This window comes from Streptomyces sp. Qhu_M48 (genome assembly GCF_051305195.1).
In the GTDB taxonomy this organism is placed as follows: domain Bacteria; phylum Actinomycetota; class Actinomycetes; order Streptomycetales; family Streptomycetaceae; genus Streptomyces.
The window spans coordinates 3,775,931-3,798,786 of the sequence record NZ_CP195432.1; the positions used below are offsets into that span (position 1 = coordinate 3,775,931).

The following is a 22,856-nucleotide window of genomic DNA, read 5'->3' on the forward strand; positions in this document are numbered from 1 at the left end:
GTGCCAGCCGAGGATCATCGACGCGGCGTGGCCTGGCGTGACGTGATCTCCCGTGTGTGCCTCAGCCACGTGGGTCATTCCGGGCGGTTGAAGCGTCGTGCGGCCCAGAGGAGGGCGACGGCGCCGCACGCGAGGAGGAGTGTTGCTTCGAGGAGGAGGGGTGGCTGCCAGCCGGCCCACTCGATGCTCGTAGCGGCTTCCTGATCAGGGACGCGCTGGGAGATGGAGCGGCGGAGGAGGTCCACCGCGTAGGCGAGCGGGTTGAAGTTGGCGGCGGTGTGGACCCAGCCGGGCAGGGATCGCAGAGGGAAGAAGCCTCCGGAGAGAAACAGCAGCGGCATCATGATCAGGCCGAGAAGCGTGTGGAACGTCTCCGCTCTGCGCAGGGTCACGGCGAGAGCCAGGGCCAGGGCGGTGATGGCGAAAGAGGCCAGGATCATGCCGGCGAGGAGCAGGCCCAGGAGAAGCGGGTCGTAGGGCAGGCCGACCGTACCGGCGAGGCTTAGCAGGACGGCGCCTTGGGCCGTGGCGGTCAGGGTGCCACCGGCGCAGTGCCCCAGGAGGAGGGTGGAACGGCTGACGGGGGCCATCAGGAGTTCACGCAGGTAGCCGCTCTGCCGGTCGGTGATCAGGCGGATGCCGACCATGATGGCCGGGGTCTGCACCGTCATCATCAGCATGCCGGGGAAGAGGTAGGTCTGGTAGCCGACGCCCAGGGAAGAGCGGGGGATGACGGCGGCCAGCCCGCCTCCGAGGATCAGGAGGTAGAGCATGGGGTGCAGCAGCATCAGCGCGGTGTGGGAGCGCTGGCCGGCCAGGCGCAGCAGATCGCGGTAGACCAAGGCGTGGACGGCGCGCAGTTCGCGCCGAAGCCGGGCGGTCAGGTCCGCCGTGCCGACGGCGCCACGGCTCTCCGGGGCGCAAGGGCCACCAGGGGCACCAGCGGCGCCCGGGGTACCCGTGAGGTCCTGGGTATCCGGGAGGTGCGGGGCCTTGGGGGTCTGAGGAGTGACTGCGGTCATCGGCCGTCACCGGCTTCTGACGTCGTTTCGCACGAGGCCGGCGCGTCCGGCGTGCGGCTGGTTTTCGCGGTGTCGAGGCTGCGGCCGGTGTGGTGGAAGAAGACGTCGTCAAGCGTGGGCGGGGTGGCGGAGGCGGCGTGGACGGCGATGTCGTCACGTTCCAGCGCCGCGCAGAGCCGGGGAATCCAGGTGCTGCCGTCCGGCACTCGCAGGGAGATTCCGTCGGTGTCCACGGTGATCGCGCGGTCCGACGGGACGACGCCGCGCACGACGTGTCGTGCCGTCGCGTCGTCACTCGTGTGCAGCACGACCTGGTCGTCTCCGATGGCCGCCTTCAGCGCGAGGGGCGTGCCCTGCGCCACCACGCGGCCGCGGTCGATGATGGCGATGCGATCACAGTTCTCCGCCTCCTCCAGGTAGTGGGTGGTGACGAAGAGCGTGCTGCCGTGCCGGTCGCGCAGCGCGCGCAGGTGCTCCCAGACCTGGGCGCGGGCGTGCGGGTCGAGGCCGGTGGTCGGCTCGTCCAGGAACAGCACGCGGGGGGAGTGCAGCAGGGCCCGCGCGATCTCCAGACGGCGCCGCATGCCGCCCGAGAGGGTACGCACCGGGGCGCGACGCCGGTCGGTCAGCCCAGCCGTCTCCAGGACCTCCGAGGCGCGCCGGCGGGCGTGGCGACGAGGGATTCCGTAGAGACGGGCATGGATGTGGAGGTTCTGTTCGGCTGTCAGGTCCACATCCAGAGCGCTGTGCTGGAAGAGCATGCCGACGCGTCGTCGTACCTCGTGGGGTTGGGTGAGTACGTCGGCGCCGACGACCGTGGCGTGACCGGCGGTGGGGCGGGCCAGGGCGCACAGGACGGCGATGGTGGTGGACTTTCCCGCACCGTTGGGCCCGAGGAAGGCGAAGGTCTCGCCTTGCAGCACATCCAGGTCCAGGCCGCGTACGGCGTGGATGGTGGCTCCCTGAGGTCCGGGGTAGCTCTTGACCAGGCCGCGCATGCTGATGGCGTACTCGGGCGAGGGCGCGAGCTCGGGCTCGGCTCCTCCGGCCTCGGTCTCAAGCTCGGGCTCAGGCGTGATCTCGGGCTCGGGCTCGGGAGCGTGGTGTGCGCCGTGCTGGCTGGTGACGGCGGCTGCTTTCATGAAGGCCGCTGGGGCGAGGTCGTCGTCACTGGCGTGTCGCTGCATGGGGTGTCGGGTCCTCATCTACGGGTTCGCGCTCTGCGGCCCCAGGCGGGTGACATGGGGTGGGGCACACCGCCGGCGTATCGCGTCGACCGGGCCACTCAGCGGTCCACGTCACCCGACCGGCCCCCGTGCGGTCGGCTGCATCCTGCGGTCGCTGCACCCTGCGGTCGCTGGGTCCGAGTGAACGGGTCCGAGTGAACGGGGCCGTGCACGCGAACGCGGGGTGGCGGCCCCATCGTCGGACGAGAGGGGGTGTGGGTGGGTCCGGCCGACGGCGTCCCGGGTGAGCCGCCGGCCGGATGGTGGTGCCTGTCCTAGGCGCAGCTGATGCCGATACACACGGTGTTGAGGACCGTCAGCAGCCCGATGCACTCGCACGTCGCGGCGAACGGCGCGCCGTCGACGCCGACGGGGTCGGTCTCCGGCAGGGCGTGGAGCCGGGCCAGCAGTTCGATGTCCTTGTTCTCCATGGGTGTTTCCTTCTTTCTGTGAGCCGGCGGCAGACTTCCTGCCGCTCAGACCGGCAACTGGACCATCCAGTGCCGGGGGTCGGTGTGGCGAATCCGCAGGAGGAAGGCCAGGATTCCGGCGGATCCGTCGCTCCAGCTGGTCGAGACGTCCCCGTACTCGTTGGGGAAGACCACCTGGTCGTGGCGGTGGGCCCTCTCGCAGAGGATGAGGCGGGCCAGGTCCTCGGCCATGGTGCGGTAGACGGGATCACCCGTCGCGTCGGCCATGTCGAGGAGGAAGTCACCGTTGCCCGCCAGCCCGTGACACTGGGCGAGGGCGGCGCGGGAGGCGCGCTCGGTGACGGCGTGGGTGCTGCGGCGGGCGAGGTCGCCGAACCTGTCGTCCCCGGTCGCCTGCCACAGCCGTACGAGGAACGTACCGATGCCGGCGGAACCGTGGCACCAGTACGGGGCCGTGGGAACGTCCGAGGCCTGGGAGGGCCACTGGGCCGTCTCGCCGGTGACCACCGCGGCGGCCAGCAGGTGTTCGCCCGCCTCGACCGCGAGCTCCAGGTGCTCCTCGCGCTGCGAGACGGTGGCGGCGGCGAGGAGGAAGCAACCGATGCCGGACGTTCCGTGGGCGAAGCCGAGGTAGCGCTTGCCACCCTCCGAGGAGTCGGCCTCCGCGGGTACCGGCCAACCGATGCCGGACGGATCACGCTGTGCGGCGGCGGCCAGTCGGTCGGCCGCGTCTACGACCAGCTCGGCGAAGCGCGGATCACCGGTGCGCTGCCACAGATGGACGGCGGCCAGGCCGCTGCCCGCGGCGCCGTGCGTGATGTCGTGATGGGGCGTCACCTGTTGCGGGGCGAGCGCCAGAGTCAGCGCGTGGTCCGTGAGTCGGCGGTCTTCGACGGCGCGCCCGGCGTCGTACAGCGCCCAGGCCGTTCCTCGTCCGCCGAAGTGCAGACCGGGGCGTGGGGAACGGGCATCGGTGCGGTCCGCGATCCAGTGGCCCGCGGTGGAGATCAGCTCCGGCAGGCGGGCGTCACCGGTGAGTTCCCAGTACCGCGTCAGTACGGCCAGGACACCGGCCGCGCCCTGCTGCACGGTGCACGGGTCGGTCTCCCCGGCCAAGGTGGAGACGGGCCACAGCCGCCGGTCGTCCGCAGGATTCATCGAGTCGATGAGGTGGTTCACGATCCCGGCGACCGCGTCGGGCCGACCGTCGTCGCGTGCCGCACGCGGTGCGGCACGCTTCCCCCGCCGAACCGCATCCGCCGCACGGAGAGCTTCGAAGGCTTCGGGGGCTCGCAGCGGGTCCGGCGTCGGGAAGGTGTGGTGGTCTCGTACCGGGTCCGGCGTGTCCGGTACGGGGTACGGCGTTGGTGAGGTGTGGTGGTCTTTTGCCGGGTCCGGCGTCGGCGAGGTGTGGTGGTCCCGTACCGGGTCCCGCGTCGGCGAGGGGGAGACCTGGTTGTCCTGCGCCGCCGAGTCCGCCCTCCTGAGCGCCTCGCGCGCCCGGGCCGGGTCCCACCGCTCGGCGGGATCGTCCCTCATCAGCCCGAGGACCATCTCCACCAGGTGGCCCGGCAGGTGAAGAGGCCCGGTACAGGCGGCCAGCCACGAGGCGAGACGCTGTTCAGTGGCCCTGGCGTCGGGTTCCTCGGGCAGCAGATTCGGCACCTTGCCGGCCAGGACGAAACACGCCGTGGCGCCGAGGCTGTAGTAGTCGCCCGTCGGAGAGACTGGTGCGTCGGCCAGGCGTTCGGGAGGACTGAAGCCGGGGGTTCCCACGCGGGTCGGCAGCGCGGCCTCGTCGTCGAGGACGGCGAGCTCCAGGTCGATGAGGCGCAGCTCGCCGTCCGGACGGACCATGACGTTGCCCGGTGTGAAGTCCCGGAGGACGCAGCCACGGGCATGGGCCGCCGCGACCAGCTCCACCAGGCGCCCGACCTGCGCCAGCGCGTCGGCGCGGTAGCGCACCCCTCCGACGTCGCGGAAGTGCTCGGCGACCCAGGTCCGCAGGGTCAGGCCCGGCACCTCGTCCTGGGCCAGGAACAGGTGCCCACCGTGTTCGAACATTGCCAGCGGGTCCGGAGCCAGCCCCGTGCCCTTGAGCTTCTCCAGCGTCCGGGCCTCGGCCCGCAGCCAGTCGCGGACGTCGCAGCCGGAGGTGTCGGCCTCCACGTGCGGCCGTGCCTCCTTGATCACCACAAGGTCGCCCGTGTGGACGTCGCTACCCCGGTAGACGCCGCCCTTGTTCGTGTGCCGGATGGCCTCCCGTACCGCGAAGCGACCGCCGAGCACCACCGGACCGGTCGTGCGCTCCGCCGTGCGTGGGACGACGGGCACCGTGGCGGGGAACGGGCTGACCGCCCAAGCGGGCGGGGCGTACTGGCCGGTGCGCTTGTCCTCCACGGGGTTGCCGTCGGGATCCTCGATGAACCACACCAGGAGACCGTCGTCCGACAACCGCCGTCGGCCGACGAAGGAGCCGTACCGGTAGTGCACCAGAGAGTTCACGGCGTAGGGCTGGTCGGACAGGATCCGAGGGCCGGCCATCCCCGCCGTGACCCGGTGCAGTTCCTGGGCCAGCAGGGCCGCCTCGGCGTCGGAGCGGGGGTAGACGGTGACGAACTTGCCGGAGCTTCCCCGGGGCGTGGCACGGGAGTTGAGCGCGCTCACCTGGTCCAGCGACCGGGCGAACTTGAACGCCGACTCCTCCCGCAGCAGCACGTCCAGGGCCTTCTCGAGGACCGCCGGCGCGGAGGCGGCCGTCGCCGACAGGTGGAGCTTCCACCCCTGCTCGCGCCGCGTCCCGGACCCGGGCGTGAGGCGACACCACATCTCGTCCGAATCGGCCGTCCAACGGGCGCTCTCACCCGTGGTGCGCAGCGCCTTGCGGAGGACGTCCTCCAGCTCAACTTCCTTAACCTGGCTTGTCATTCATGTCCCTCTCAACGGTGAGGACCGCTGGTCGGAAGGTGCCCGATGACATAGCAGGACCAACCAACACGCACCCGTATTCACTTGATCCGGCGAGCGCACGGCGCTCTCGTCCCATCCGCAATTGCGCCCCGGCGCAGAAGCAGGCACCGAGGCGGGACACCGATGCCCCGGCGCACTTGCGACACGACGGTCCGCCGGGCCGGTCAACACGTACTTCATGGACGCCGTGATGTCCTGGTCCTCGGCCGACGGCGTCGTGCGCCTGCCCGCCGCGCCACTGTGGCCGATCGCCTCCGTGGACGTGGTGGCCGCTCTCGCCGACGTCGCCACTGCGGCGCCTCTCGACGGGTCGCTCGACGTCGCCGGGCCCGATGTCCTCTCGCTGGACGAGATCGGCCGGATCACCCTGGCCGCCCGCGGTGACGACCGCGGCGTCATCACCGACGACGAGGCGGGCATGTTCGCCGCCGTCCGCGGCGACGTGCTCACCCCGGGCCCCGGCGCCCGTCTGGCTCCCACCCGCTACCGGGACTGGCTGAGCGCGGCCCTCGCCGAATGACCCCGCCAGAACACCCGGTTCCCACCCCCGAGGGCCTCCCGGGCTGCAGGCGGCGGAGCGAGAGGCCTCCGAGGCCCGGCTCCCACCCCGTGCCTTCCGTCGGCGCCCGACCGCGCTTCAAGCGTGCGACACCAGCCGCTCGGGGAAGGGTCGCCGCGACGTGACCGGCATGCTCCTCGGGCGGGATTCAGCTGCTGTCGACGGTCGGCGGGGGGATGGTTCGGCGCGGTCGCGCTACCCGCCGTCCCGCTCGTGCTGAAGCTGCTTCGTCCGGTGCTCAGGCTCATCGGTCCGGATGTGCGCGGCCGCCGTATGCAGGGCCCGCAAGGCCACCAGAAGGACGCCGATGTCGTCCAGGTAGACGGGGTCGGGGATCAAGTCGACCGGCGACACCGTATACACCACGGCTGCCCAGAACAGGGCCTTGGACCGCAACGGGATACCGGCGTCCAGCAGCAGCCGGCGCGCTCGGAAGACGCGTACGAGCAGGACCGCCGCGCACGCTGCCATCACCAGCGCGACTACGGCGGCCACCACGAACCAGAGGGAGCTGTCCATGCCGCTCTCCTACCCCCACCTTCGCCAACCGCACCGGATGCTGGGCCCCGAGCGCCCCCGACGACAGGCTCGCGCCCGTACGAGGGACCACGGCAATGCGTCGCAGTCTCCCTTTGTCGCCAAAAACTGTCAAAGACAGTAAATCCCGCACAGGCCGTAGGACGGCACCGCGCCGAGGGCGCTCGCGCGGACAGGGGCGGCGGACAGCTGTGGTGCCCCGAAGGTACGGATGCCGCGCACACGACGACGCGACCATCCCGGCCACCCGCGACACCTCAGGAAGGTCGCGGCCGCACGGGGCGTAGGGCAGGGGAAGGGCGGAGGGGGGCGTAGTCGGGGGAGGGGAGTCGCGGCTAGCGCGGAGTGTGTCCCGGTAGCCTCGACCAGGTGAGGGTGGGTACCGAAGACACGAGGCTGGTCGTGCTGCGCGGCAACAGCGCCTCGGGCAAGTCGTCCGTCGCGGCAGGTATGCGCGAGAGGTTCGGCCGTGGCCTGGCCCTGGTGGGCCAGGACAACCTCCGCCGGATCGTGCTTCGCGAACGGGACCGGCCCGGTGCGGCGAACATCGGCCTCATCGACCTGACCGCGCGCTACGCGCTGGATGCCGGATATCACGTCGTCGTCGAAGGCATTCTCTACGCCGATCACTATGGGGAGATGCTCGCCCGGCTGCGCGCCGACCACCGCGGTCCGACCCGCGGCTACTACCTTGACGTGCCGTTCGAGGAAACCCTGGCTCGTCATGCCACCAAGCCGATCGCGAACGAGGTCGGTGAGCCGGAGTTGCGCGACTGGTACCGGGAACGGGACCTGCTCCCCGGCGGCGTCGAAACCGTCATCGGTGCCGACAGCGCCGTGTACGAGACGATCGAGCGCATCATGCGCGACACAGGCCTGGACGCCCTTCCCGCGCTGGAGCACTGACCTCCCCGGCTCGTGCGGGGCCGCCTCGACCCGGCGGAACGGTCGTCCTGCTGTCGGAGTCCGCGCTGCGATCGCCACCCACCTGGTCAACCCGCCGCCCGCCCAGCGGCACGTCGGCGGCCACCCGCCTGAGCCGAACCGCCCCCGTCGGCAACGCCGAAGCCGCCCGCGCCCCCCACTGTCATGGCGACGTCGTCCCCTCTCCGATGGGACGCTTGCCACGCATCCCGGCCCGGAGATCCGTGCCGAACTGGCCTTTACGCCCGGGACCTGCCGCACCCCATCCCCGCCGTCCAGGCCCGACACCCTGACCCGGCTGTGGCTGAGCGGGTCGCCGGCGTCCCAGAACTATTCGCCGACCTTGCCCAGGAGATCGCCCGCCACCCTCACGTGGTCGTACGGGTGAGCCTTGCGGAGAACGACCGCCTCCCGTCCACCCTGCCTGCCCCGCTCGCCACCCACGGCGTCACCCCCCCACCCACCCGCTACGCCTCATGCCACCGCCGCACCGATGGCTGCGGCGACCCCGCGCCGGGCGTCCGCCGGATCGAGACGCACTGGCCGGACACGTCCGCCCAGTTCCTGCGGCCTCTGCGCGACCCGGCCGAGGCCGGCCCCGGGGACGAGGACCAGGACGTGGGCTGATCCGCGGTGTCCCGGGTAAGGCGCCTTTCCCCTAGGGTCTGTCACAGGCGGCCAGTAGCCTCTCGCCATGCAGACAACGCTGATGATCTACGACGGCTCCGCACCGGCCGATTCCGACGTCCCGCGTACCGGAGGCGTGCCGCTGGCTCCGGCCGGATTCGCCTGGCCCCTGTGCGGCTGCGGCGGACCGCTTCAGTTCTTCGCCCATCTCCCCGTCGAGGACGGTGTCCTGTCTGTTTTCCTGTGCCAGAACGACCCCGGGGCGTGCGAGTTCTGGGATGCGAGCTCCAGCGCGAACCGGGTCTATCTGTTTCCCCGCGAGGAACTGCGGCCGGTAGCCGTACCCGAGGCGGGACTGACACTGCTGCCGACCACCTCGGCCATCCGCACCCACGTGGTGACGAGCGACCCCGAAGATGCCTGCGGCGAGGGAGGGATCGAGCCTGACGCCTACGACCTTGCCCGCGCGGGATGGAAGCGGGAACCCGAAGAACGATTCGGGAAGCAGCGCGAGGTGCTCGGGTCACTCGGAGGCAGCCCTTCCTATCTCGAGGACGACCGCCTGCCCGTGTGTCCCTCCTGCACCGGCGCCATGGAGTTCGCGGCACACCTGGAGGAGGGGACAACCCGGGAGACCTCGATGAACCTCGGCGGTCAGCTGGGCTACGTCTTCGTCTGCAGCCCTTGTCGAGAGGGAGCCTTTCTCGCGGACTGAGGGTTACCCGCGAGGGGTACTGAAGGTGACGCTGTCGCTGCTTCGAGAAGCCGCAGAGCCCCTCTGGGGCGGTGGCGCCGCCGCCCGTGCGCGGCGTTGCGCCGGAGGGGCAGGGGCTGCGGTCCTGGTCCGGAGCGTTCGGCCCGGTCTCGGCCGCGGCTGGACCGAGCTGGAACAATGCCGCGGACAGCGGCAGGGCGCGCAGCAGGGCATCTGGGATGCGAAGGATCAGGGGAACGAGATGACGGCGTACGGCCAACGCTCACGGCGCGGCATCGCGGGGCTTGTACTCGCCGGGGTTCTCACGGCGGGTGCCGCAGCCTGCGGCGGTGGCACGGGGGATGGCGCGGGGGGTGATGGCGGGCGGCTCTCCGCCGCACTCGACGGCATCGGCCAGGACGCCGTGGGTACGTACCTGACCTACTGGAACGTGAGCGAAACCCGGCGCCTGGTCGGCAAGGACAAGGAGCTGTACGGCCCCCTGGACGGGTACGGGATCGCCGAGGTGGTCCAGGCTCGGCACGAGGGCGACCCGCCCCGTACGACACAGGGCTTCGACGAGAGCGATGTGGACACCACGGTTCAGGTCGGATCGCAGGCCGCCCGTCTCACCGGCCGCTTCGATGTCGCGGCTGTCACCGGTGCGCTGGTGAAGCGCGGGTGGAGGACGGACTCGAAGACCGACGAGGGGGTGCAGCTGCACGAGGCTGATGCCAGGGTCGGCGTCTCGGCTTCCGTCCGCACCTCCACGTCCGCCAAGAACAGCGGGATCGCGCCGCTGACCGCGCCCGAGCGCTCGGTCGCCGACGACCCGGCATACCAGACGGCCGTCCGCTGCCTCGGCGAGGACGCCTACCACGCGACCTTCTACGGCAAGGACCCCGCCGGCCGGCTGCCCGGGCTGACTCTCTTCGCGATCGGCGCCCGCGCCGCGGACGACGGCACCTCGCGGGAGCGACTGTGCGCCGTGACGGAGTCCGCCGAGGGCGCTCGGGGTGTCGCCGAAGCCTTGAAGACCAAGACCGCCCCGGGCGAGCGGTTCGCCGGGGCCGACGTCGTGGTGGGCAGTGGTACCGCTCCCGTGGTCACCCTGGAGTGGGCCAACAGCGCCGCGTCGGGACTGCGGCCCGGCGCGCAGAACCAGACGGCCGAGCTGCCTCGGCTGCTCATGCCGCCAAGCTGAGTCGATGCGTTGCGGAGGCATGCCTCGCTCGCCGAGCATCGGGCCTTGCTGTCCTTCCTCCATCACCGAGGCACCTCCCTCAGGCCCGAGGACGGCCTGCGGACCGAGTCGGAGGTCCTGATCGAGCGCGGGTGGATCACGCTCGACGGCGGGAAACGGCTGTGGATCACGGAGGGGGAGACGACGCTCGTGCCGGTCTCAAGGAGCGCACCTCGAAGACCCGCGATCGCATCCACCACGTCATCGACGACGCCGGTGAAGCCACCGTCCGAAGGTGCTCCAACAGATGACGCGGAACACCGGCGACACCCCACCTGAGGCGTATCCCGTAACGATCACCCCTGTGCCGCTACGTCAGCCATCCACAGGATCCCGTCCTTCCGCGAGGGTCGGTGGTGCGGTGTGTGGGGGGAGCGCGCGTCCGTGCTCGGGATTGGTCCGGGTAGCGGCGCGGTAGCTGTCACACGCTGGTGCTCGTACTGTCCCGTAGACCTGGAGCGGGGACAGAGGGGCGTCGCGTGAGGTTCTTGGCCAGCAGACGGGTGGACTCGGCGACGCCGATCTCCTGGCCTCCTTCGTCGGCGGGCAGACGTCCGTCGGCGAGCCGGAGTTCCGTCAGGGCGGTGTCCATCGCCCGGTGTGCGGCGAAGAGGCACGGCGTGCTGTAGATCGCGACGTCGACTCCGAGTTCGTCGAGTTCGCCCAGCGAGAGCCGTGGGGATTTGCCACCGGCGATCTGGTTGAACAGCAGCGGCTTACCGCCGACCACGGCGCGGATCCGCTCGATCCACTCGACGCTGCGGACGCCGTCGACGAGGACGACGTCGGCATCGGTGGCGGCCAGGGCCTTCGCCCGGGCGATGATCTCGGCCTCGTCGGTGGCGTCGGTGCGGGCGACGACGACCAGGTCCTTGCGCGTGGCGAGCACCATGTCGAGCTTCGCCAGGTACTCCGCCAGCGGCAGCACCTGCTTCCCGTCGGCGTGACCGCACCGGCGGGGGCGTTTCTGGTCCTCGATGATGACGCCCGAGGCGCCGATTCGTTCGAGACCCTCCACGACGTGGCAGGCCACTTCGGCATCGACGTAGCCGTCGTCGATGTCGACCAGGAGATGGTGGTGCGGAAAGGCGCCGCGCAGGCGCTGCACGAAGGCCATCATGTCCGGCCAGGCGATGAACCCGATGTCGGGCAGTCCGTAGTAGGACGCCGCGAAGCCGAATCCGGACACGAACAACCCGTCGTAGTGCCCCGCCGCCACGGACGCCGAGTACATGTCGTACACGCCGATCAAGGGGGTGGTGCCCGGCTTCGCGATGTCTTCGCGCAGGGTGGTCCCGTAACTCATCGTCAGGTGCTCCGAAGGGTGAGTCTCGCATGGAGGAGGGGCGGTCGCCGCGGCTCGGCAGCGTTCCGTCGGAGCGGATCATCTCGCGGCGCGTTGCCGCCGAATGGTTCCTGCCGCAGTGTGCACGCCAACGGCGTAGCCTCGTTCACCGGAGAATCGTCCCTGCTGCCGGACGGGCCGACGCGATCCGTGCCCGTGGCCGGGACGTCGGGGACGTCGGGGACGTCGGGGACGTCGGCGGCGTCGGCGGCGTCAGGGTGTCGGGGCCGTTCGGGGGAGGGTGCGGCATGTGCTGTCGTGTCCTTCGGCCGAGGAGGGAAGGCAGGTGGCGGCAGAAGCTCGCGGTCGTGAGGAGCAGATCCCTGATGCAGATCGATCTGACAGGGCGTACGGCGCTGGTTACGGGTTCCACTCAGGGGATTGGCGCCGCGAGTTCTGTCCGCGGTGCGCCTGACCGGCCGGTTCCTGCCCGGCATGAGTGAGCGCGGCTGGGGACGGGTTCTGAAAAGGCCCCCGGCACCCTCTCCGCCAGCGCTGCGGTGTCCTCCGCGATGCGGCTGGGCTCCGTCGCGCCGGGAATCGCCGCGACGGCGGCCCGGGTGGGCGAGGGAGAACTGCAGGGCGGCGGCCTTGATGCCGACGCCGTGGCGGTCGGCGACCGCCTTGATCCGGTCGACTCGCTCGACGACGGCGACAGGGGCCTTCTGGTACTCGAAGTGCGTTCCTCCGGCGAGGATTCCCGAGCTGTACGGGACCGACGACGATGTCGACGCCTCGGGCGGAGGCTGCCGGGAGCAGGCGCTGCAGAGCCCGGTCGTGGTCGAGGAGCGTGTACCGGCCGGCGAGGAGAAGGCGTCGGGCTTCGGCTCGTCCAGATCGAGGGTGGGCTCGAGCGGTTCCACGCGGTTGACGCCCAGCCCCAGGCCCTGATGACGCCCTCCTCGCGCAGCTTCTGTAGGGCGCGGAAGGCTCCTGTACGGGCGTTCTCGTCAGCGGCCAGCCACTCGTCCCCGTAGAAGTCCTGGGCGACGTCGTGCACCCACACGATGTCGAGGCGGTCGGTCTTGAGCCGCTTCAGGCGGTCCTCGATGGAACGCAGGTGGTCCAAGACTCACTTGGACTCACTTCAGTCCTTTCAGGTCTCACATTCTTGACCTGCGACAACTCCGCTATTTCGCGATCGTCGCCGAGACCGAGCACGTCGGACGCGCCGTCGAACGGCTGCACATCTCCCAGTCACCCCTCAGCCGCCAGATCGCCCAGCTCTTGAAGAGCCTGGGCCTCACGCTCTTCGAGCGCAGCCAGCAGCGCATCCGGCTCACCTCGGACGGCCACTTCTTCCTGACCGAGGCCCGCGCCCTGCTGCGCCACGCGGACCGGCTGGAGACCGGCCCGGCCCGGCCCGGCCCGACTCGACCCGACTCGACCCGGCCTTGCGTTGCCTTGCCTTGCCCGGCTCTGCCCGGGCAGCGCGTCGCTGTACGCCGTCCCGCCTGCTTCGCCAAGGCGGCGGATCACGTCAAGTCGCCCACACTTTTGAGACTCTCTGCGCCGCATGACGCCGTGTCGTCCCACCGGGCGACTTCGCACGGGTAACTTCTCTCTTGACCTGCTGTTGACCAAGTCTTGGTGAGTGCTATAGGTCGGGGAATGGTCGCCCGGCAGCATGTGAAAAAGGAGGTGCAGATGTTCCGTACATTCCTCGCCCGGAACGCCGAAATACTTTCCGGACGCACCCCTCGCGCGCGTCGGCCCGCTCGACTCGTTGAGTCCTCCATCTCCGTGAACCTCGAACATGCGGGGAATCCGGAGACGGTGGGCCTCGGCCCGCAACCGCGGTTCTCCTCGGCATTGTTCGACGGCACCGTCAGACCTGTTCCGGTCGGCAGAAACGACACTGCGAAGGCCTGTCGCTTCTGAGAGCAGTGCTCTCGCCTGCCCCCGCTCGTTCTGCCTTCTCCCCCCGCTCATCAGCCACCCATCTCCCTGCCCCCATGCACACGTGCACGTCCGGCGTCCCCATCGTGGCCCGCCAGGAGGAACCACCATGCAGCCCCTCATCGACAACGCCCGGACCTTCGGACAGCGCCCTGAGGAGTTCGCCAGACTGGCAGAAGGCCAGTCCCCTCAGGTCCTGTTCATCACCTGCTCCGACTCGCGCGTCGTACCCGCCCTCATCACCGGCGCCCGGCCTGGTGAACTCTTCGAACTGCGCACGGCCGGGAACATCGTCCCGCCCTACCTGTCGGGCAGCCCGAGCAGCGAGGCGGCGACCATCGAGTACGCCCTGGCGGTTCTCGGGGTGCGAGACATCGTGGTCTGCGGCCACTCCCACTGCGGAGCGGTCGGCGCCCTCGTGCGGGGCGACGACCTCTCCCTCGTACCCGCCGTACGGGACTGGCTCGCACACGCCGCCGGCGAGTCGGCCGATCCGGCCGGGGTGGACGTCGCGGACGTCGCGGACCCGGCCGTGGAAGCGGCGGTGCAGAACCACATCCTCACCCAGGTACTGTGCCTGCGCTCCTACCCCTGTGTGCAACAGCGCCTGGAGAAAGAGGTGTTGCGCATTCACGCCTGGTATTACGAGGTCCACACCGGCTCCGTACGGGAACACCGTGCCGACACTGACGTCTTCGAGGCGCTGTGAGCAGGGCCAGGACCGCGGCGAAGAACTTCCCCCACCTGCGCCAGGACTTCGCGGCCTCGCTCGTCGTCTTCCTGGTCGCCCTCCCCTTGTGCGTCGGTGTCGCGGTCGCCTCCGGCGTTCCGGCCGAACTCGGCCTCGTCACCGGCATCGTGGGCGGCATCGTCGTCGGACTCCTCCCCGGCAGCAGCCTCCAGGTCTCCGGGCCGGCGGCCGGGCTGACCGTTCTCGTCTTCGAGGCCGTCCGCGAGCACGGGCTGGCCGCGCTCGGAGTGATCGTGCTCGCGGCCGGCCTGCTCCAGATCGCCATGGGCGCTTTCGGGATGGGGCGCTGGTTCCGGGCCATCTCGATCTCCGTCGTCGAAGGCATGCTGGCCGGCATCGGGCTGATCATCATCGCCGGGCAGCTCTACGCGGCGGCCGGAGCCGACGCCCCCGCCTCCGGGCTCGACAAGATCACGGGCCTGCCCGGAGCAGCCGCGGACGCGGTGGGCGATGCCACCGCACTTATCTCTCTCGCCATCGGCGTCGGCACCATCGCCGTCATCGTCCTGTGGCAGCGGGCGCCGAAGAAGGTACGGGTCGTCCCCGGAGCGCTCGCAGCGGTGCTGCTGGCCGTCCTGGCCACACTCGTCCTCGACCTGCCCGTGGCGACGGTCGAGGTGACGGGTCTTCTGAGCGCGCTCCAGCTCCCAGGGCTCTCGGCGTTCGGGGATCTGGCGAGCGTCGGCGTGATCGGAACGGTCCTCGCGTTCACCCTGATCGCCTCCGCCGAGAGCCTTTTCAGCGCAGCCGCCGTGGACCGCCTCCACGACGGCCCCCGCACCCGGTACGACAAGGAGTTGATGGCCCAGGGCGCCGGCAACGCCGTGTCCGGCCTGCTGGGCGCACTGCCTCTCACCGCGGTGATCGTGCGGAGCTCGGCCAACGTCCAGGCAGGAGCCCGCACCAAGGCCTCCCGGGTACTCCACGGACTGTGGCTGCTCCTCTTCGCGGCCCTGCTCCCCGGCGCCCTGGCGCTCATCCCGTTGCCCGCGCTCGCGGGCATCCTCATCCACGCGGGATGGAAACTCATCCCCCGGCGGCAACTCGTCGGCATGTGGCGCGCACACCGGGGCGAGGCCCTGATCCTGGTGGCCACGGCCATGGCGATCGTCCTGGTCAACATGTTCGAGGGCGTGCTGATCGGTCTCGCCCTGTCGATCGTGAAGACGGCGTGGGACACGTCGCACCTGAAGACGGAGGTCATAGACAAGGGAGCGGGACCGATCCAGGTCCACCTGTCGGGCAACGCCACGTTCCTGCGGCTGCCGAAAATACTGGACAGCCTCGAAGCACTCCCCGACGACCGCCCCATCGAACTGGACCTCTCGGGCCTCAACTACCTGGACCACGCCTGCCGAGCTGCCCTCGAAACATGGGCGGAGAGGCACAGCGCCCCAGAAACGGAACCCGTGAAGGTGCACATACCGTAGCCAGCCCGCACGTGATACTTCGGTTCACGTGAACCCGTCAGTCGGTTCATCTCGGTCACCCTGGATGCGGGAAGTCCAAGGTGACCGATCCGGTCGTGGGAGCGGCGGCGGATGGGGGCGGATCCGAGTCAGAACGGCGGATGTTCGCTGTATACGCCCCTGTCCAGTCGGCCTGCCGGGAGGCGCGTTCGGCCCTGAGGCGGGCGGAGCGTGCGCGGACAGCGACATCGGCTGCGTTCTCCAGATGGCTGGTGTCGTGGCCCCAGGCCTTCAGCGCGTTCAGCACGCGAGCGCGGTCGCGGCGGTCGCTGCTGGTGGCCAGCAGGCGACGGGCGTGGTCGACCAGTTCGCCGCGGCGCTCGGTGAGAAGGGGATGTCCACGAGAGGGATGGCGGCGAGGAGGGCTTTCGACCCGCACAATAGAACGGCCGCGACACAGAGGGCTACAGGCACTGTGGCCTCGTAGGGGGTGTTCTGGTGGGTCACCGGCAGGTGCGGAGGCGAGGACATCTCCGGTCAGGCCTGCGCAGCGGACGAGCCCGGCGCCGCAGCTCAGCTCCGTACCGGCCGCAACGCCCCTTGTCACGGTCCGGTACATCAGGCCAGATCAAGCCGGACCACCAGATCTCACCGGTGCTCGGTCCTACCACGGCTGCGAACTTCTCTTCGACGCTGCACACGGCCGGCCGCCCGCTGCCGCAAGCTGACGCACCACGCGCAGCACCCGTACCGGGTCGGGAGTGCGGAAGACCGGGTACGCAATGGGTCCGGACATGCCAGCGCCCTGCCACAGCTGACAGCTGGTAGCCGTGGCAGCGGACGAAGATCCATTTTCCTGTGGCGGCGAATCAGGGCCTATCTCGACGAACTGTCACATGATCGACAGGACAGGTCCCAGCCGACCGAAGTCCGGAGGCAAACGTTCGCGCCTCGGGGCGGACACTTCTAGCCTTCCCGAGTGATGAAAGCTGACGCCGTGTTGTTCGTCCTCAACCTGCTGCGCCAGGCGAAGGCGGACGTCTGGATCGGTGGGGGATGGGGTATCGACGCCCTGGTCGGCGAGCAGACGCGAGACCACCGCGACCTGGACCTGATGCACCGGCAGGATCAGGAGACCGCAGTACTGGAAGCCCTCCACGAGGCCGGGTTCGTGGAGACGCTGAACTGGCGCCCCATCCGATTCGTCCTGACGGCGCCGGACGGTCGAGAGATCGACCTCCACCCGCTCATCGTCGCCGATGACGGCTCAGCAGTGCAGGCGTCGCCCGCACCCGAGCGCCCGTTCATCTATCCGTCCTCATGCTTCGTGACGGGAACCATCCACGGAACGTCAGTCCCCTGCCTGTCCGCCGAACAGCAGGTCTCCTTCCACCAGGGCTACGAGCCATCGGAACGCGACCTGCACGACATGGCGCACCTTCGTCGCGTCTTCGGGATCACGACGCACTTCTGACGGGCGTTCCGGAGTGCGACCGTCGCCGGACTTCGACCCAGATTCAGGCGTCGCGATCCGGTGGCGATGCAGCTTTCCCCTTACGCGGCTCGACCTGGTGACCGCCCGCCGCGCGGTCCGGACAGGGCAGCTCCCCGTACCCGGGCCGAGTTCCCCACGGCGTGGACCCAGATCGTCAGTCGGCACGACCGTTTGGCAGCCGTGTGCATGGGCAGCTGCGGATACGGCGATGTCGATGACGGCATCAGCCTGGTGCGGGGTGCCGACGGTGAGGACCTCGACTCTGTCACCAGCGGGCGCGCGTGCTCGACGCTGGAACGCATTTTCTCCTCCCTCGATCGTTCCGGCGCGACGGCGTCGGCAGCCCTGTACGTGGCGGCATCGAGCGTCGTATCGCGGTCGCCGGGACGGGATGGGACGGGATGGGACGGGATGGCACGGGGGGGCGGGGCCGGGCGGGGCGGTGGTCGGGCGGAGGGGGCGTGCAGGCTCGGCCTGGCAGAGTGTCCGTCATGAGTTCCGAGTCCGCGCACCCCGACCCTGTCCGCCACCACGACCACGGCATGTGGCTCGTCCAGTTCACCGGCCGGGTGCTCGTCGTCTGCCCGAGGTGTGGTGGCCGCGCGCTTGTCGTACCTCTGCCGGGTCTCGCGGCGCCGAAGTACTTCAGTGCCCTGCTCTTCCAACCCCGCCGCCTCACCTGCGGCGGCTGCGGCGCGGTCGCCGAGTGGACGGCCGAGGAGCGGGGTGCCGGCCTGGTCGGCGCGGTGCCCGGCGGAACCGAGGACCCCTTCTTCCGGCGGCCGCTGTGGCTCCAGACCCGCTGTGCGGGACGGATTCTGTGGGCCTACGACGAGGAGCACGTCGACGCCCTCGCCGCATACGTGGGGGCCCGGCTGCGCGAGCGCCACGCTTCTCCGACGATGGCGATGTTCGCCCGGCTGCCGGCTTGGATGAAGGCCGCCGAGCGCCGTGACGACGTGCTGGCCGGCCTGACGACCCTCCGGTCCCTCGCCCGGCTTTCGACCCCGGCCGACCGCTCCGACGCAGCCCACGAACGTGGCGACCGCCCACGCCACCACGGCAGCGTGCTCTTCCGTGGCGGCCCGTACTAGAGCGTGTCGGAGATGTCGATCAACGCGACGCAGGTCTTGATCGACATCTCGCACACCGCATAGCGTCAGGGCGGTGGAGGCACCACACCGCCCCGCCTCCCGAGTCGTCTGCCTGGACACCTGCCATCGCCTGCTCCTGCCGCACCGGCGTGACCCGCTCGACGGGACATGGCTCTGGGAGCCTCCCGGTGGCGGCATCGATCCGGGCGAGACGCCGCTGGTGGCGGCACGACGCGAACTGGCCGAGGAGACCGGACTCGACCCGGCAGCGTGCTCGATCGGTCGGTACCGGTCGACCGCGATGTCCGGTGGAACGGAAGCGGTACATCGGGACGGAGTACTTCTTCGTCGCGCGGTTCGCCTACGAGCAGCCACCCCTCGTGCGCACGGGCCTGCTCCCCGGTGAACAGGTCAACCTGGGGACGCCCGTCTGGATCGCATGGAGGGACCTGAGCGCGCTGCCAGACCTGGTGGAGCCGCCACAACTGCTGGCCGTGCTCGACGCCCTGGTGCCGGAGGGCCCCTGGCGTGACCGCGACCGCGACTACGCCCACACCCACGCCCACGCATGACGCAGGCTCACCGCACCAGCCGGGCGTATTCAGCCACCTGGGGAGATGCGGTGTGAGGCATGAGTCGGGCGGGTGGGCGGATGCCCCGGGCGGACAGGTCTGTGTGATGCCGTCTACGAGGAGACCGGCGTGGTCATGGGTGGTGCCGTGGATGGCGTACTGTTGGACCTACCGACGCGGGGTGGAGCAGCTCGGTAGCTCGCTGGGCTCATAACCCAGAGGTCGCAGGTTCAAATCCTGTCCCCGCTACTGAAGTGACGTGAGGCCCGGATCCATAGGATCCGGGCCTCACGTCGTCTTGCGTTGACCGGTAGTGCGATGTCCACGGCCGAACCGGCCAGCGTCGACTGACGGCCGCCTGACCGGCCCGGCGGCCCAGTTGCCCACGGGCCTCCGGCCACATCGGTCTCCCGGCCCACCGGTCTCCGAACCCACCGGTCTCCCCACCCACCTGGCCACCGACTCAAGCCGGGCCAACGCGATCATCAGCGGCGAGACAGCCGCCAGGTCGAGTTGCGTCTGCCCCCTGATGACAGGGAGTGGACGTATCGCGGATGTATCGAAAATCGCATACGCCACCGCAACGGCCCTCCGTCTGCAATGGCGGCATGGACCACGTCGACGCACCCCTGTCAGCATCGTCCCGCCGCGCGCGGAGGGTCGTGCTCCTCAGTCTGACGATCCTCGCCATCGTCAGTGCCGCGTTCGTCGTGTGGAGGCCGCTCATGATGTCCGCCCCGGTGTGCATGGCCGGGCGGTGGCACGGCTGCCTCGACACGTTCAACGGCGTCGTGCTCATGACCTTGGTCGCGCTGCCGCTGGCGATGCTGGTGGTGTGGGCCCTGGCGCGCCGCCGACGTGCCACCGGAGCCACCTCGGCGTGGCGGACCTCGCTGGCCGAGGTGGGCATGGTGCACGGGACGGCGCCGTTCCTGTGGATGACCATGATGCCGGGCGCCGGCGCGGGCACCGTCCCCGCCCGGGTGAGCCTGGTACCGCTGCGGGACCTGCTGATGATGGGGACGCTCGGGATCGCCGGCAACCTGCTGGTCTTCGCGGCGCTGGGGTTCTTCGCCCCCGTGCGGTTCGCGGCCCTGGCGTCCGTACCCCGGATCCTGGCGCTCGGGGCTGGCTGCTCGGTCCTGGTCGAAACCGCGCAGTACGCCCTCCGGCTGGACCGGGTGTCCTCCGTGGACGACGTACTGGTCAACGCGGCCGGCGCTGCGCTGGCCGCGCTGGCGTCACGCCGCTGGTGGCGCACCATGGCGGTAGCGCCGTCGGACGGCCCCTCGGAGCGGCCGTCGGAGGACCCACTGGAGGGGATGCCGGAGGGAACCGGCCCCGCGCCGACACGGGCAGGCTGAGCAGTGCTCACGGGCAGGCTGAGCAGTGCTCCGGTGCGCGCGCCGCCTTTGCATACGTCGGAGATATGCGGTCCTGCTTAGGCTTCAGCCATGCGCGTACTGATCGTGGAGGACGAGCCTTACCTCGCCGAGGCCGTCCGTGACGGTCTGCGGCTGGAGGCGATCGCCGCCGACATCGCCGGCGACGGCGACTCCGCCCTGGAACTGCTCAGCGTCCACTCCTACGACCTCGCCGTCCTCGACCGCGACATCCCCGGCCCCTCCGGCGACGAGGTCGCCCGGCGCATCGTCGCCTCCGGCAGCGGCATCCCGATCCTCATGCTCACCGCCGCGGACCGGATCGACGACAAGGCCTCCGGGTTCGGGCTCGGCGCCGACGACTACCTCACGAAACCGTTCGAGCTGCGGGAGCTCGTCCTGCGGCTGAGGGCGCTCGACCGCAGACGCGCGCACGCCCGGCCTCCGGTCCGCGAGATCGCGGGCCTGCGGGTCGACCCCTTCCGCCGGGAGGTCTTCCGCGAGGGACGCTACGTCGCGCTCACCCGTAAACAGTTCGCCGTGCTGGAAGTCCTCGTCGCCGCCGAGGGCGGGGTCGTCAGCGCCGAAGAGCTGCTGGAACGTGCCTGGGACGAGAACGCCGACCCCCTCACCAACGCCGTCCGCATCACCGTCTCCGCGCTGCGCAAGCGCCTCGGCGAACCATGGATCATCGCTACGGTGCCGGGAGTCGGCTACCGGATCGACACCGGCCCCGACCCAACCGGCCCCGACCCCACCGCAGCCCCCACCCATGGTCCCGGCATCAACGCGCCCCACACCAGCCGCCCCGGCACCAAGGGCGCCCACCCCACTGATCCCCATGATCCCCACGACCCCCATGATCCCCACGCCACCCGCCCCGGCCCCACCCGCTCCGGCAGTACGGATGCATAGGCGCCGAGGCCTCAGCGTCCGCCTGAAACTCACCCTCAGCTACGCCGGGTTCCTCGGGATCGCCGGCGCTCTCCTGCTGGCCGTGGTGTGGGTGTTCCTGCTGCGCTACGTACCCGACAACTCCCAGGGCCTCCTCGGGGTCGCACCCAACCGCTACCTCCTCGTGCGCACCTTCGCCCCCGCCGCAGCCGTCGCGATGGTCTCCCTGCTCGTGTTCGGCCTCGTCGGGGGTTGGGTCCTGGCCGGTCGGATGCTCGCACCGCTCACCCAGATCAGGACCGCGGCACGGACGGCCGGAACCGGTTCGCTGTCCCACCGGATCCGCATGAAAGGCCGCCAGGACGAATTCCGGGAGCTCTCCGACACTTTCGACTCGATGCTCGACCGACTCGAGTCCCACGTCGTCGAGCAGCAGCGGTTCGCCGCGAACGCCTCCCACGAACTGCGCACCCCGCTGGCGATCTCGCGGACGCTCCTCGACGTCGCCCGCGAGGACCCCACGCGGGACCGGGGCGAACTCATCGAACGCCTGCAGGCCGTCAACACGCGGGCGATCGACCTCACCGAAGCCCTCCTGCTGCTGAGCCGCGGCGGCCGCGGAAACTTCACCCGCGAGAGCGTCGACCTCTCCCTCATCGCCGAGGAAGCCGCCGAGACACTGTTGCCCCTGGCCGAGCAACGCGCGATCACGCTCGACGTCACCGGGGGAGAGGCCCGTACCAGCGGCTCCATGGAACTCCTGCTGCGGATGGTGACGAACCTCGTCCAGAACGCCATCGTCCACAACCTCCCCACCGGCGGCACCGTGACGATCCACACCGAGAGCCAGGGCGACACGAGCGTGCTGAGGGTGGAGAACACAGGCCGCCCGCTCCCACCGGAACTCGTACCGACCCTCACCGAGCCCTTCCAACGCGGAACGGAACGCGTGCGCACCGACGAACATGCCGGCGTCGGCCTCGGCCTGGCCATCGTGCACAGCGTCGTCCGCGCCCACGACGGAACCCTCGACCTCGTTCCCCGCCCGGCCGGCGGTCTCCTCGCCACGGTCAGGCTTCCCCTCATGCCGTCGCGAGCGAACTGATCCGGCAACGAGAGCGCGGAACAACCCGGCCCCCACCCAGGCCTGCACCGATCGAGGACTGTGCCCGGCAACCCGCCGGCCCACCCCTCACCCGCTCAGCTGGGAACCACCTGCCGCAGCGCACCCACACCACCGGTCCCGTCAGACCCGAGACCCCGCACCTCCACACCCTTCAGGACCCGTCGGAGACGAGACTCCGTGGCCCCACACAGCGGGCGCCCACCTCCTCCACCCTCCGACGCAGCTCCCGGTCGGCCGTGACCACCAGGCACGGCCGGCCGCGCGCCTCCAGAGCCAACTGGGCGATCAGATCGTCACCGCTGCCAGGTGCCTCCTCGACCCGTACGCCGGGAACGGAGGCGACACCCCGGGCACGGCCTTCCACGATCAGGACGATCTCGTACGGGCCTGGGTACGGGCCATCGGCGGGGCCGCCGGTGGCGGCGAGCCGGTCACGCAACCGCTCGGCCGCCCCTCGCCGGTCGCGCCACCAGCCGTCCGGCACCGAACCCACGACATTGGCACCGTCCACGACAAGCAGGGGGCGAAGAGGAGGGTCCGTCGGCAAGGGGCGAAGAGGAGGATCCGCAGAATTCATGGGTCCCAGGATCTCAGCCCGGCCCTCCGGCGGCCCGCCCGAACTCGGCGGGCTGTTGTCGGCGGGTACCGAACCCCTG

General features: G+C 70.4%; 20 protein-coding genes, 1 tRNA gene and 3 pseudogenes. 16 read left to right on the forward strand and 8 right to left on the reverse strand.

Annotated elements, in window-relative coordinates; translation table 11 throughout:
• Positions 1-74: 74 nt before the first annotated feature.
• From ACRRSS_RS17175 to lanL, 4 genes are all read right to left on the reverse strand, one after another.
• The gene (locus ACRRSS_RS17175; RefSeq protein ID WP_435972014.1) at positions 75-1,022 is read right to left on the reverse strand and encodes an ABC transporter permease; all 948 of its coding nucleotides are present in this window, start codon (positions 1,020-1,022) and stop codon (positions 75-77) included.
• Positions 1,019-2,209, reverse strand: coding sequence for an ATP-binding cassette domain-containing protein (locus tag ACRRSS_RS17180; RefSeq protein WP_435972015.1), 1,191 nt, complete (start codon positions 2,207-2,209; stop codon positions 1,019-1,021). The genes ACRRSS_RS17175 and ACRRSS_RS17180 overlap by 4 nt, the downstream gene beginning before the upstream one ends.
• Before the next feature lie 314 nt (positions 2,210-2,523).
• Complete coding sequence (locus tag ACRRSS_RS17185; protein WP_351896134.1) at positions 2,524-2,679, reverse strand: VenA family class IV lanthipeptide; 156 nt, start codon at positions 2,677-2,679, stop codon at positions 2,524-2,526.
• A 45-nt stretch (positions 2,680-2,724) separates the two neighbouring features.
• Entirely contained in the window at positions 2,725-5,607 is a 2,883-nt protein-coding gene (lanL, locus tag ACRRSS_RS17190) for a class IV lanthionine synthetase LanL (RefSeq protein ID WP_435972016.1), read from the reverse strand.
• 217 nt (positions 5,608-5,824) lie between these two features.
• Here lanL and ACRRSS_RS17195 point away from each other — a divergent pair.
• Positions 5,825-6,169, forward strand: a pseudogene (locus tag ACRRSS_RS17195) (LysR family transcriptional regulator); the annotation flags it as partial.
• Between the two features lie 234 nt (positions 6,170-6,403).
• Here ACRRSS_RS17195 and ACRRSS_RS17200 read toward each other — a convergent pair.
• Positions 6,404-6,727 (reverse strand): YkvA family protein, encoded by a 324-nt coding sequence (locus ACRRSS_RS17200; RefSeq protein WP_435972017.1) that lies wholly within the window; start codon positions 6,725-6,727, stop codon positions 6,404-6,406.
• A 387-nt stretch (positions 6,728-7,114) separates the two neighbouring features.
• On the opposite strand from ACRRSS_RS17200, the gene ACRRSS_RS17205 reads away from it, so the two are divergent.
• From ACRRSS_RS17205 to ACRRSS_RS17220, 4 genes are all read left to right on the forward strand, one after another.
• Positions 7,115-7,651 (forward strand): AAA family ATPase, encoded by a 537-nt coding sequence (locus tag ACRRSS_RS17205; RefSeq protein ID WP_435972018.1) that lies wholly within the window; start codon positions 7,115-7,117, stop codon positions 7,649-7,651.
• 402 nt (positions 7,652-8,053) lie between these two features.
• Positions 8,054-8,296 (forward strand): hypothetical protein, encoded by a 243-nt coding sequence (locus tag ACRRSS_RS17210; RefSeq protein ID WP_435972019.1) that lies wholly within the window; start codon positions 8,054-8,056, stop codon positions 8,294-8,296.
• A 67-nt stretch (positions 8,297-8,363) separates the two neighbouring features.
• Positions 8,364-9,011: a hypothetical protein gene (locus tag ACRRSS_RS17215; protein WP_435972020.1), complete on the forward strand. Its 648-nt coding sequence runs from the start codon at positions 8,364-8,366 to the stop codon at positions 9,009-9,011.
• A 241-nt stretch (positions 9,012-9,252) separates the two neighbouring features.
• Positions 9,253-10,194 (forward strand): hypothetical protein, encoded by a 942-nt coding sequence (locus tag ACRRSS_RS17220; protein ID WP_435972021.1) that lies wholly within the window; start codon positions 9,253-9,255, stop codon positions 10,192-10,194.
• Between the two features lie 460 nt (positions 10,195-10,654).
• Here the strand turns inward: ACRRSS_RS17220 and ACRRSS_RS17225 are convergent, their stop codons facing one another.
• A complete protein-coding gene (locus tag ACRRSS_RS17225) occupies positions 10,655-11,539 on the reverse strand; it encodes an isocitrate lyase/PEP mutase family protein (RefSeq protein WP_435972022.1) in 885 nt (294 codons plus the stop codon).
• Between the two features lie 412 nt (positions 11,540-11,951).
• Positions 11,952-12,638, reverse strand: a pseudogene (locus tag ACRRSS_RS17230) (aldo/keto reductase); the annotation flags it as partial.
• 47 nt (positions 12,639-12,685) lie between these two features.
• On the opposite strand from ACRRSS_RS17230, the pseudogene ACRRSS_RS17235 reads away from it, so the two are divergent.
• From ACRRSS_RS17235 to ACRRSS_RS17285, 11 genes and pseudogenes are all read left to right on the forward strand, one after another.
• A pseudogene (locus ACRRSS_RS17235) lies at positions 12,686-12,946 on the forward strand (LysR family transcriptional regulator); the annotation flags it as partial.
• Between the two features lie 640 nt (positions 12,947-13,586).
• A complete protein-coding gene (locus ACRRSS_RS17240; RefSeq protein ID WP_435972023.1) occupies positions 13,587-14,186 on the forward strand; it encodes a carbonic anhydrase in 600 nt (199 codons plus the stop codon).
• Positions 14,183-15,658 (forward strand): SulP family inorganic anion transporter, encoded by a 1,476-nt coding sequence (locus ACRRSS_RS17245; RefSeq protein WP_435972024.1) that lies wholly within the window; start codon positions 14,183-14,185, stop codon positions 15,656-15,658. Before ACRRSS_RS17240 ends, ACRRSS_RS17245 begins: the two co-directional genes overlap by 4 nt.
• Positions 15,659-16,619: 961 nt before the next feature.
• Positions 16,620-17,111, forward strand: coding sequence for a nucleotidyltransferase domain-containing protein (locus ACRRSS_RS17250; RefSeq protein WP_435975356.1), 492 nt, complete (start codon positions 16,620-16,622; stop codon positions 17,109-17,111).
• Between the two features lie 512 nt (positions 17,112-17,623).
• The gene (locus ACRRSS_RS17255; RefSeq protein ID WP_435972025.1) at positions 17,624-18,226 is read left to right on the forward strand and encodes a hypothetical protein; all 603 of its coding nucleotides are present in this window, start codon (positions 17,624-17,626) and stop codon (positions 18,224-18,226) included.
• Positions 18,227-18,299: 73 nt separating this feature from the next.
• Entirely contained in the window at positions 18,300-18,632 is a 333-nt protein-coding gene (locus tag ACRRSS_RS17260) for an NUDIX hydrolase (RefSeq protein ID WP_435972026.1), read from the forward strand.
• Positions 18,535-18,798, forward strand: coding sequence for a hypothetical protein (locus ACRRSS_RS17265; RefSeq protein WP_435975524.1), 264 nt, complete (start codon positions 18,535-18,537; stop codon positions 18,796-18,798). The genes ACRRSS_RS17260 and ACRRSS_RS17265 overlap by 98 nt, the downstream gene beginning before the upstream one ends.
• 175 nt (positions 18,799-18,973) lie before the next feature.
• A tRNA-Met gene (locus ACRRSS_RS17270) sits at positions 18,974-19,047 on the forward strand.
• A 359-nt stretch (positions 19,048-19,406) separates the two neighbouring features.
• Positions 19,407-20,162 carry a VanZ family protein gene (locus ACRRSS_RS17275; RefSeq protein ID WP_435972027.1) on the forward strand — a complete coding sequence of 252 codons (756 nt, stop codon included), beginning with the start codon at positions 19,407-19,409 and terminating at the stop codon, positions 20,160-20,162.
• Between the two features lie 90 nt (positions 20,163-20,252).
• Complete coding sequence (locus ACRRSS_RS17280) at positions 20,253-21,095, forward strand: response regulator transcription factor (protein ID WP_435972028.1); 843 nt, start codon at positions 20,253-20,255, stop codon at positions 21,093-21,095.
• Complete coding sequence (locus ACRRSS_RS17285; protein ID WP_435972029.1) at positions 21,088-22,179, forward strand: sensor histidine kinase; 1,092 nt, start codon at positions 21,088-21,090, stop codon at positions 22,177-22,179. Before ACRRSS_RS17280 ends, ACRRSS_RS17285 begins: the two co-directional genes overlap by 8 nt.
• Before the next feature lie 172 nt (positions 22,180-22,351).
• On the opposite strand, the gene ACRRSS_RS17290 is transcribed toward ACRRSS_RS17285, so the two are convergent.
• Entirely contained in the window at positions 22,352-22,777 is a 426-nt protein-coding gene (locus tag ACRRSS_RS17290; protein WP_435972030.1) for an NTP pyrophosphohydrolase, read from the reverse strand.
• Positions 22,778-22,856 lie beyond the last annotated feature (79 nt).

What these genes read in the sequence shown, in the direction of transcription:
- ACRRSS_RS17175 (WP_435972014.1), bottom strand. Translation starts at nt 1,022, where the DNA reads ATGACCGCAGTCACTCCTCAGACCCCCAAGGCCCCGCACCTCCCGGAT.
- ACRRSS_RS17180 (WP_435972015.1), bottom strand. Translation starts at nt 2,209, where the DNA reads ATGCAGCGACACGCCAGTGACGACGACCTCGCCCCAGCGGCCTTCATG.
- ACRRSS_RS17185 (WP_351896134.1), bottom strand. Translation starts at nt 2,679, where the DNA reads ATGGAGAACAAGGACATCGAACTGCTGGCCCGGCTCCACGCCCTGCCG.
- lanL (WP_435972016.1), bottom strand. Translation starts at nt 5,607, where the DNA reads ATGACAAGCCAGGTTAAGGAAGTTGAGCTGGAGGACGTCCTCCGCAAG.
- ACRRSS_RS17200 (WP_435972017.1), bottom strand. Translation starts at nt 6,727, where the DNA reads ATGGACAGCTCCCTCTGGTTCGTGGTGGCCGCCGTAGTCGCGCTGGTG.
- ACRRSS_RS17215 (WP_435972020.1), top strand. Translation starts at nt 8,364, where the DNA reads ATGCAGACAACGCTGATGATCTACGACGGCTCCGCACCGGCCGATTCC.
- ACRRSS_RS17220 (WP_435972021.1), top strand. Translation starts at nt 9,253, where the DNA reads ATGACGGCGTACGGCCAACGCTCACGGCGCGGCATCGCGGGGCTTGTA.
- ACRRSS_RS17225 (WP_435972022.1), bottom strand. Translation starts at nt 11,539, where the DNA reads ATGAGTTACGGGACCACCCTGCGCGAAGACATCGCGAAGCCGGGCACC.
- ACRRSS_RS17240 (WP_435972023.1), top strand. Translation starts at nt 13,587, where the DNA reads ATGCAGCCCCTCATCGACAACGCCCGGACCTTCGGACAGCGCCCTGAG.
- ACRRSS_RS17250 (WP_435975356.1), top strand. Translation starts at nt 16,620, where the DNA reads ATGAAAGCTGACGCCGTGTTGTTCGTCCTCAACCTGCTGCGCCAGGCG.
- ACRRSS_RS17255 (WP_435972025.1), top strand. Translation starts at nt 17,624, where the DNA reads ATGAGTTCCGAGTCCGCGCACCCCGACCCTGTCCGCCACCACGACCAC.
- ACRRSS_RS17275 (WP_435972027.1), top strand. Translation starts at nt 19,407, where the DNA reads ATGGACCACGTCGACGCACCCCTGTCAGCATCGTCCCGCCGCGCGCGG.
- ACRRSS_RS17280 (WP_435972028.1), top strand. Translation starts at nt 20,253, where the DNA reads ATGCGCGTACTGATCGTGGAGGACGAGCCTTACCTCGCCGAGGCCGTC.
- ACRRSS_RS17285 (WP_435972029.1), top strand. Translation starts at nt 21,088, where the DNA reads ATGCATAGGCGCCGAGGCCTCAGCGTCCGCCTGAAACTCACCCTCAGC.
- ACRRSS_RS17290 (WP_435972030.1), bottom strand. Translation starts at nt 22,777, where the DNA reads ATGAATTCTGCGGATCCTCCTCTTCGCCCCTTGCCGACGGACCCTCCT.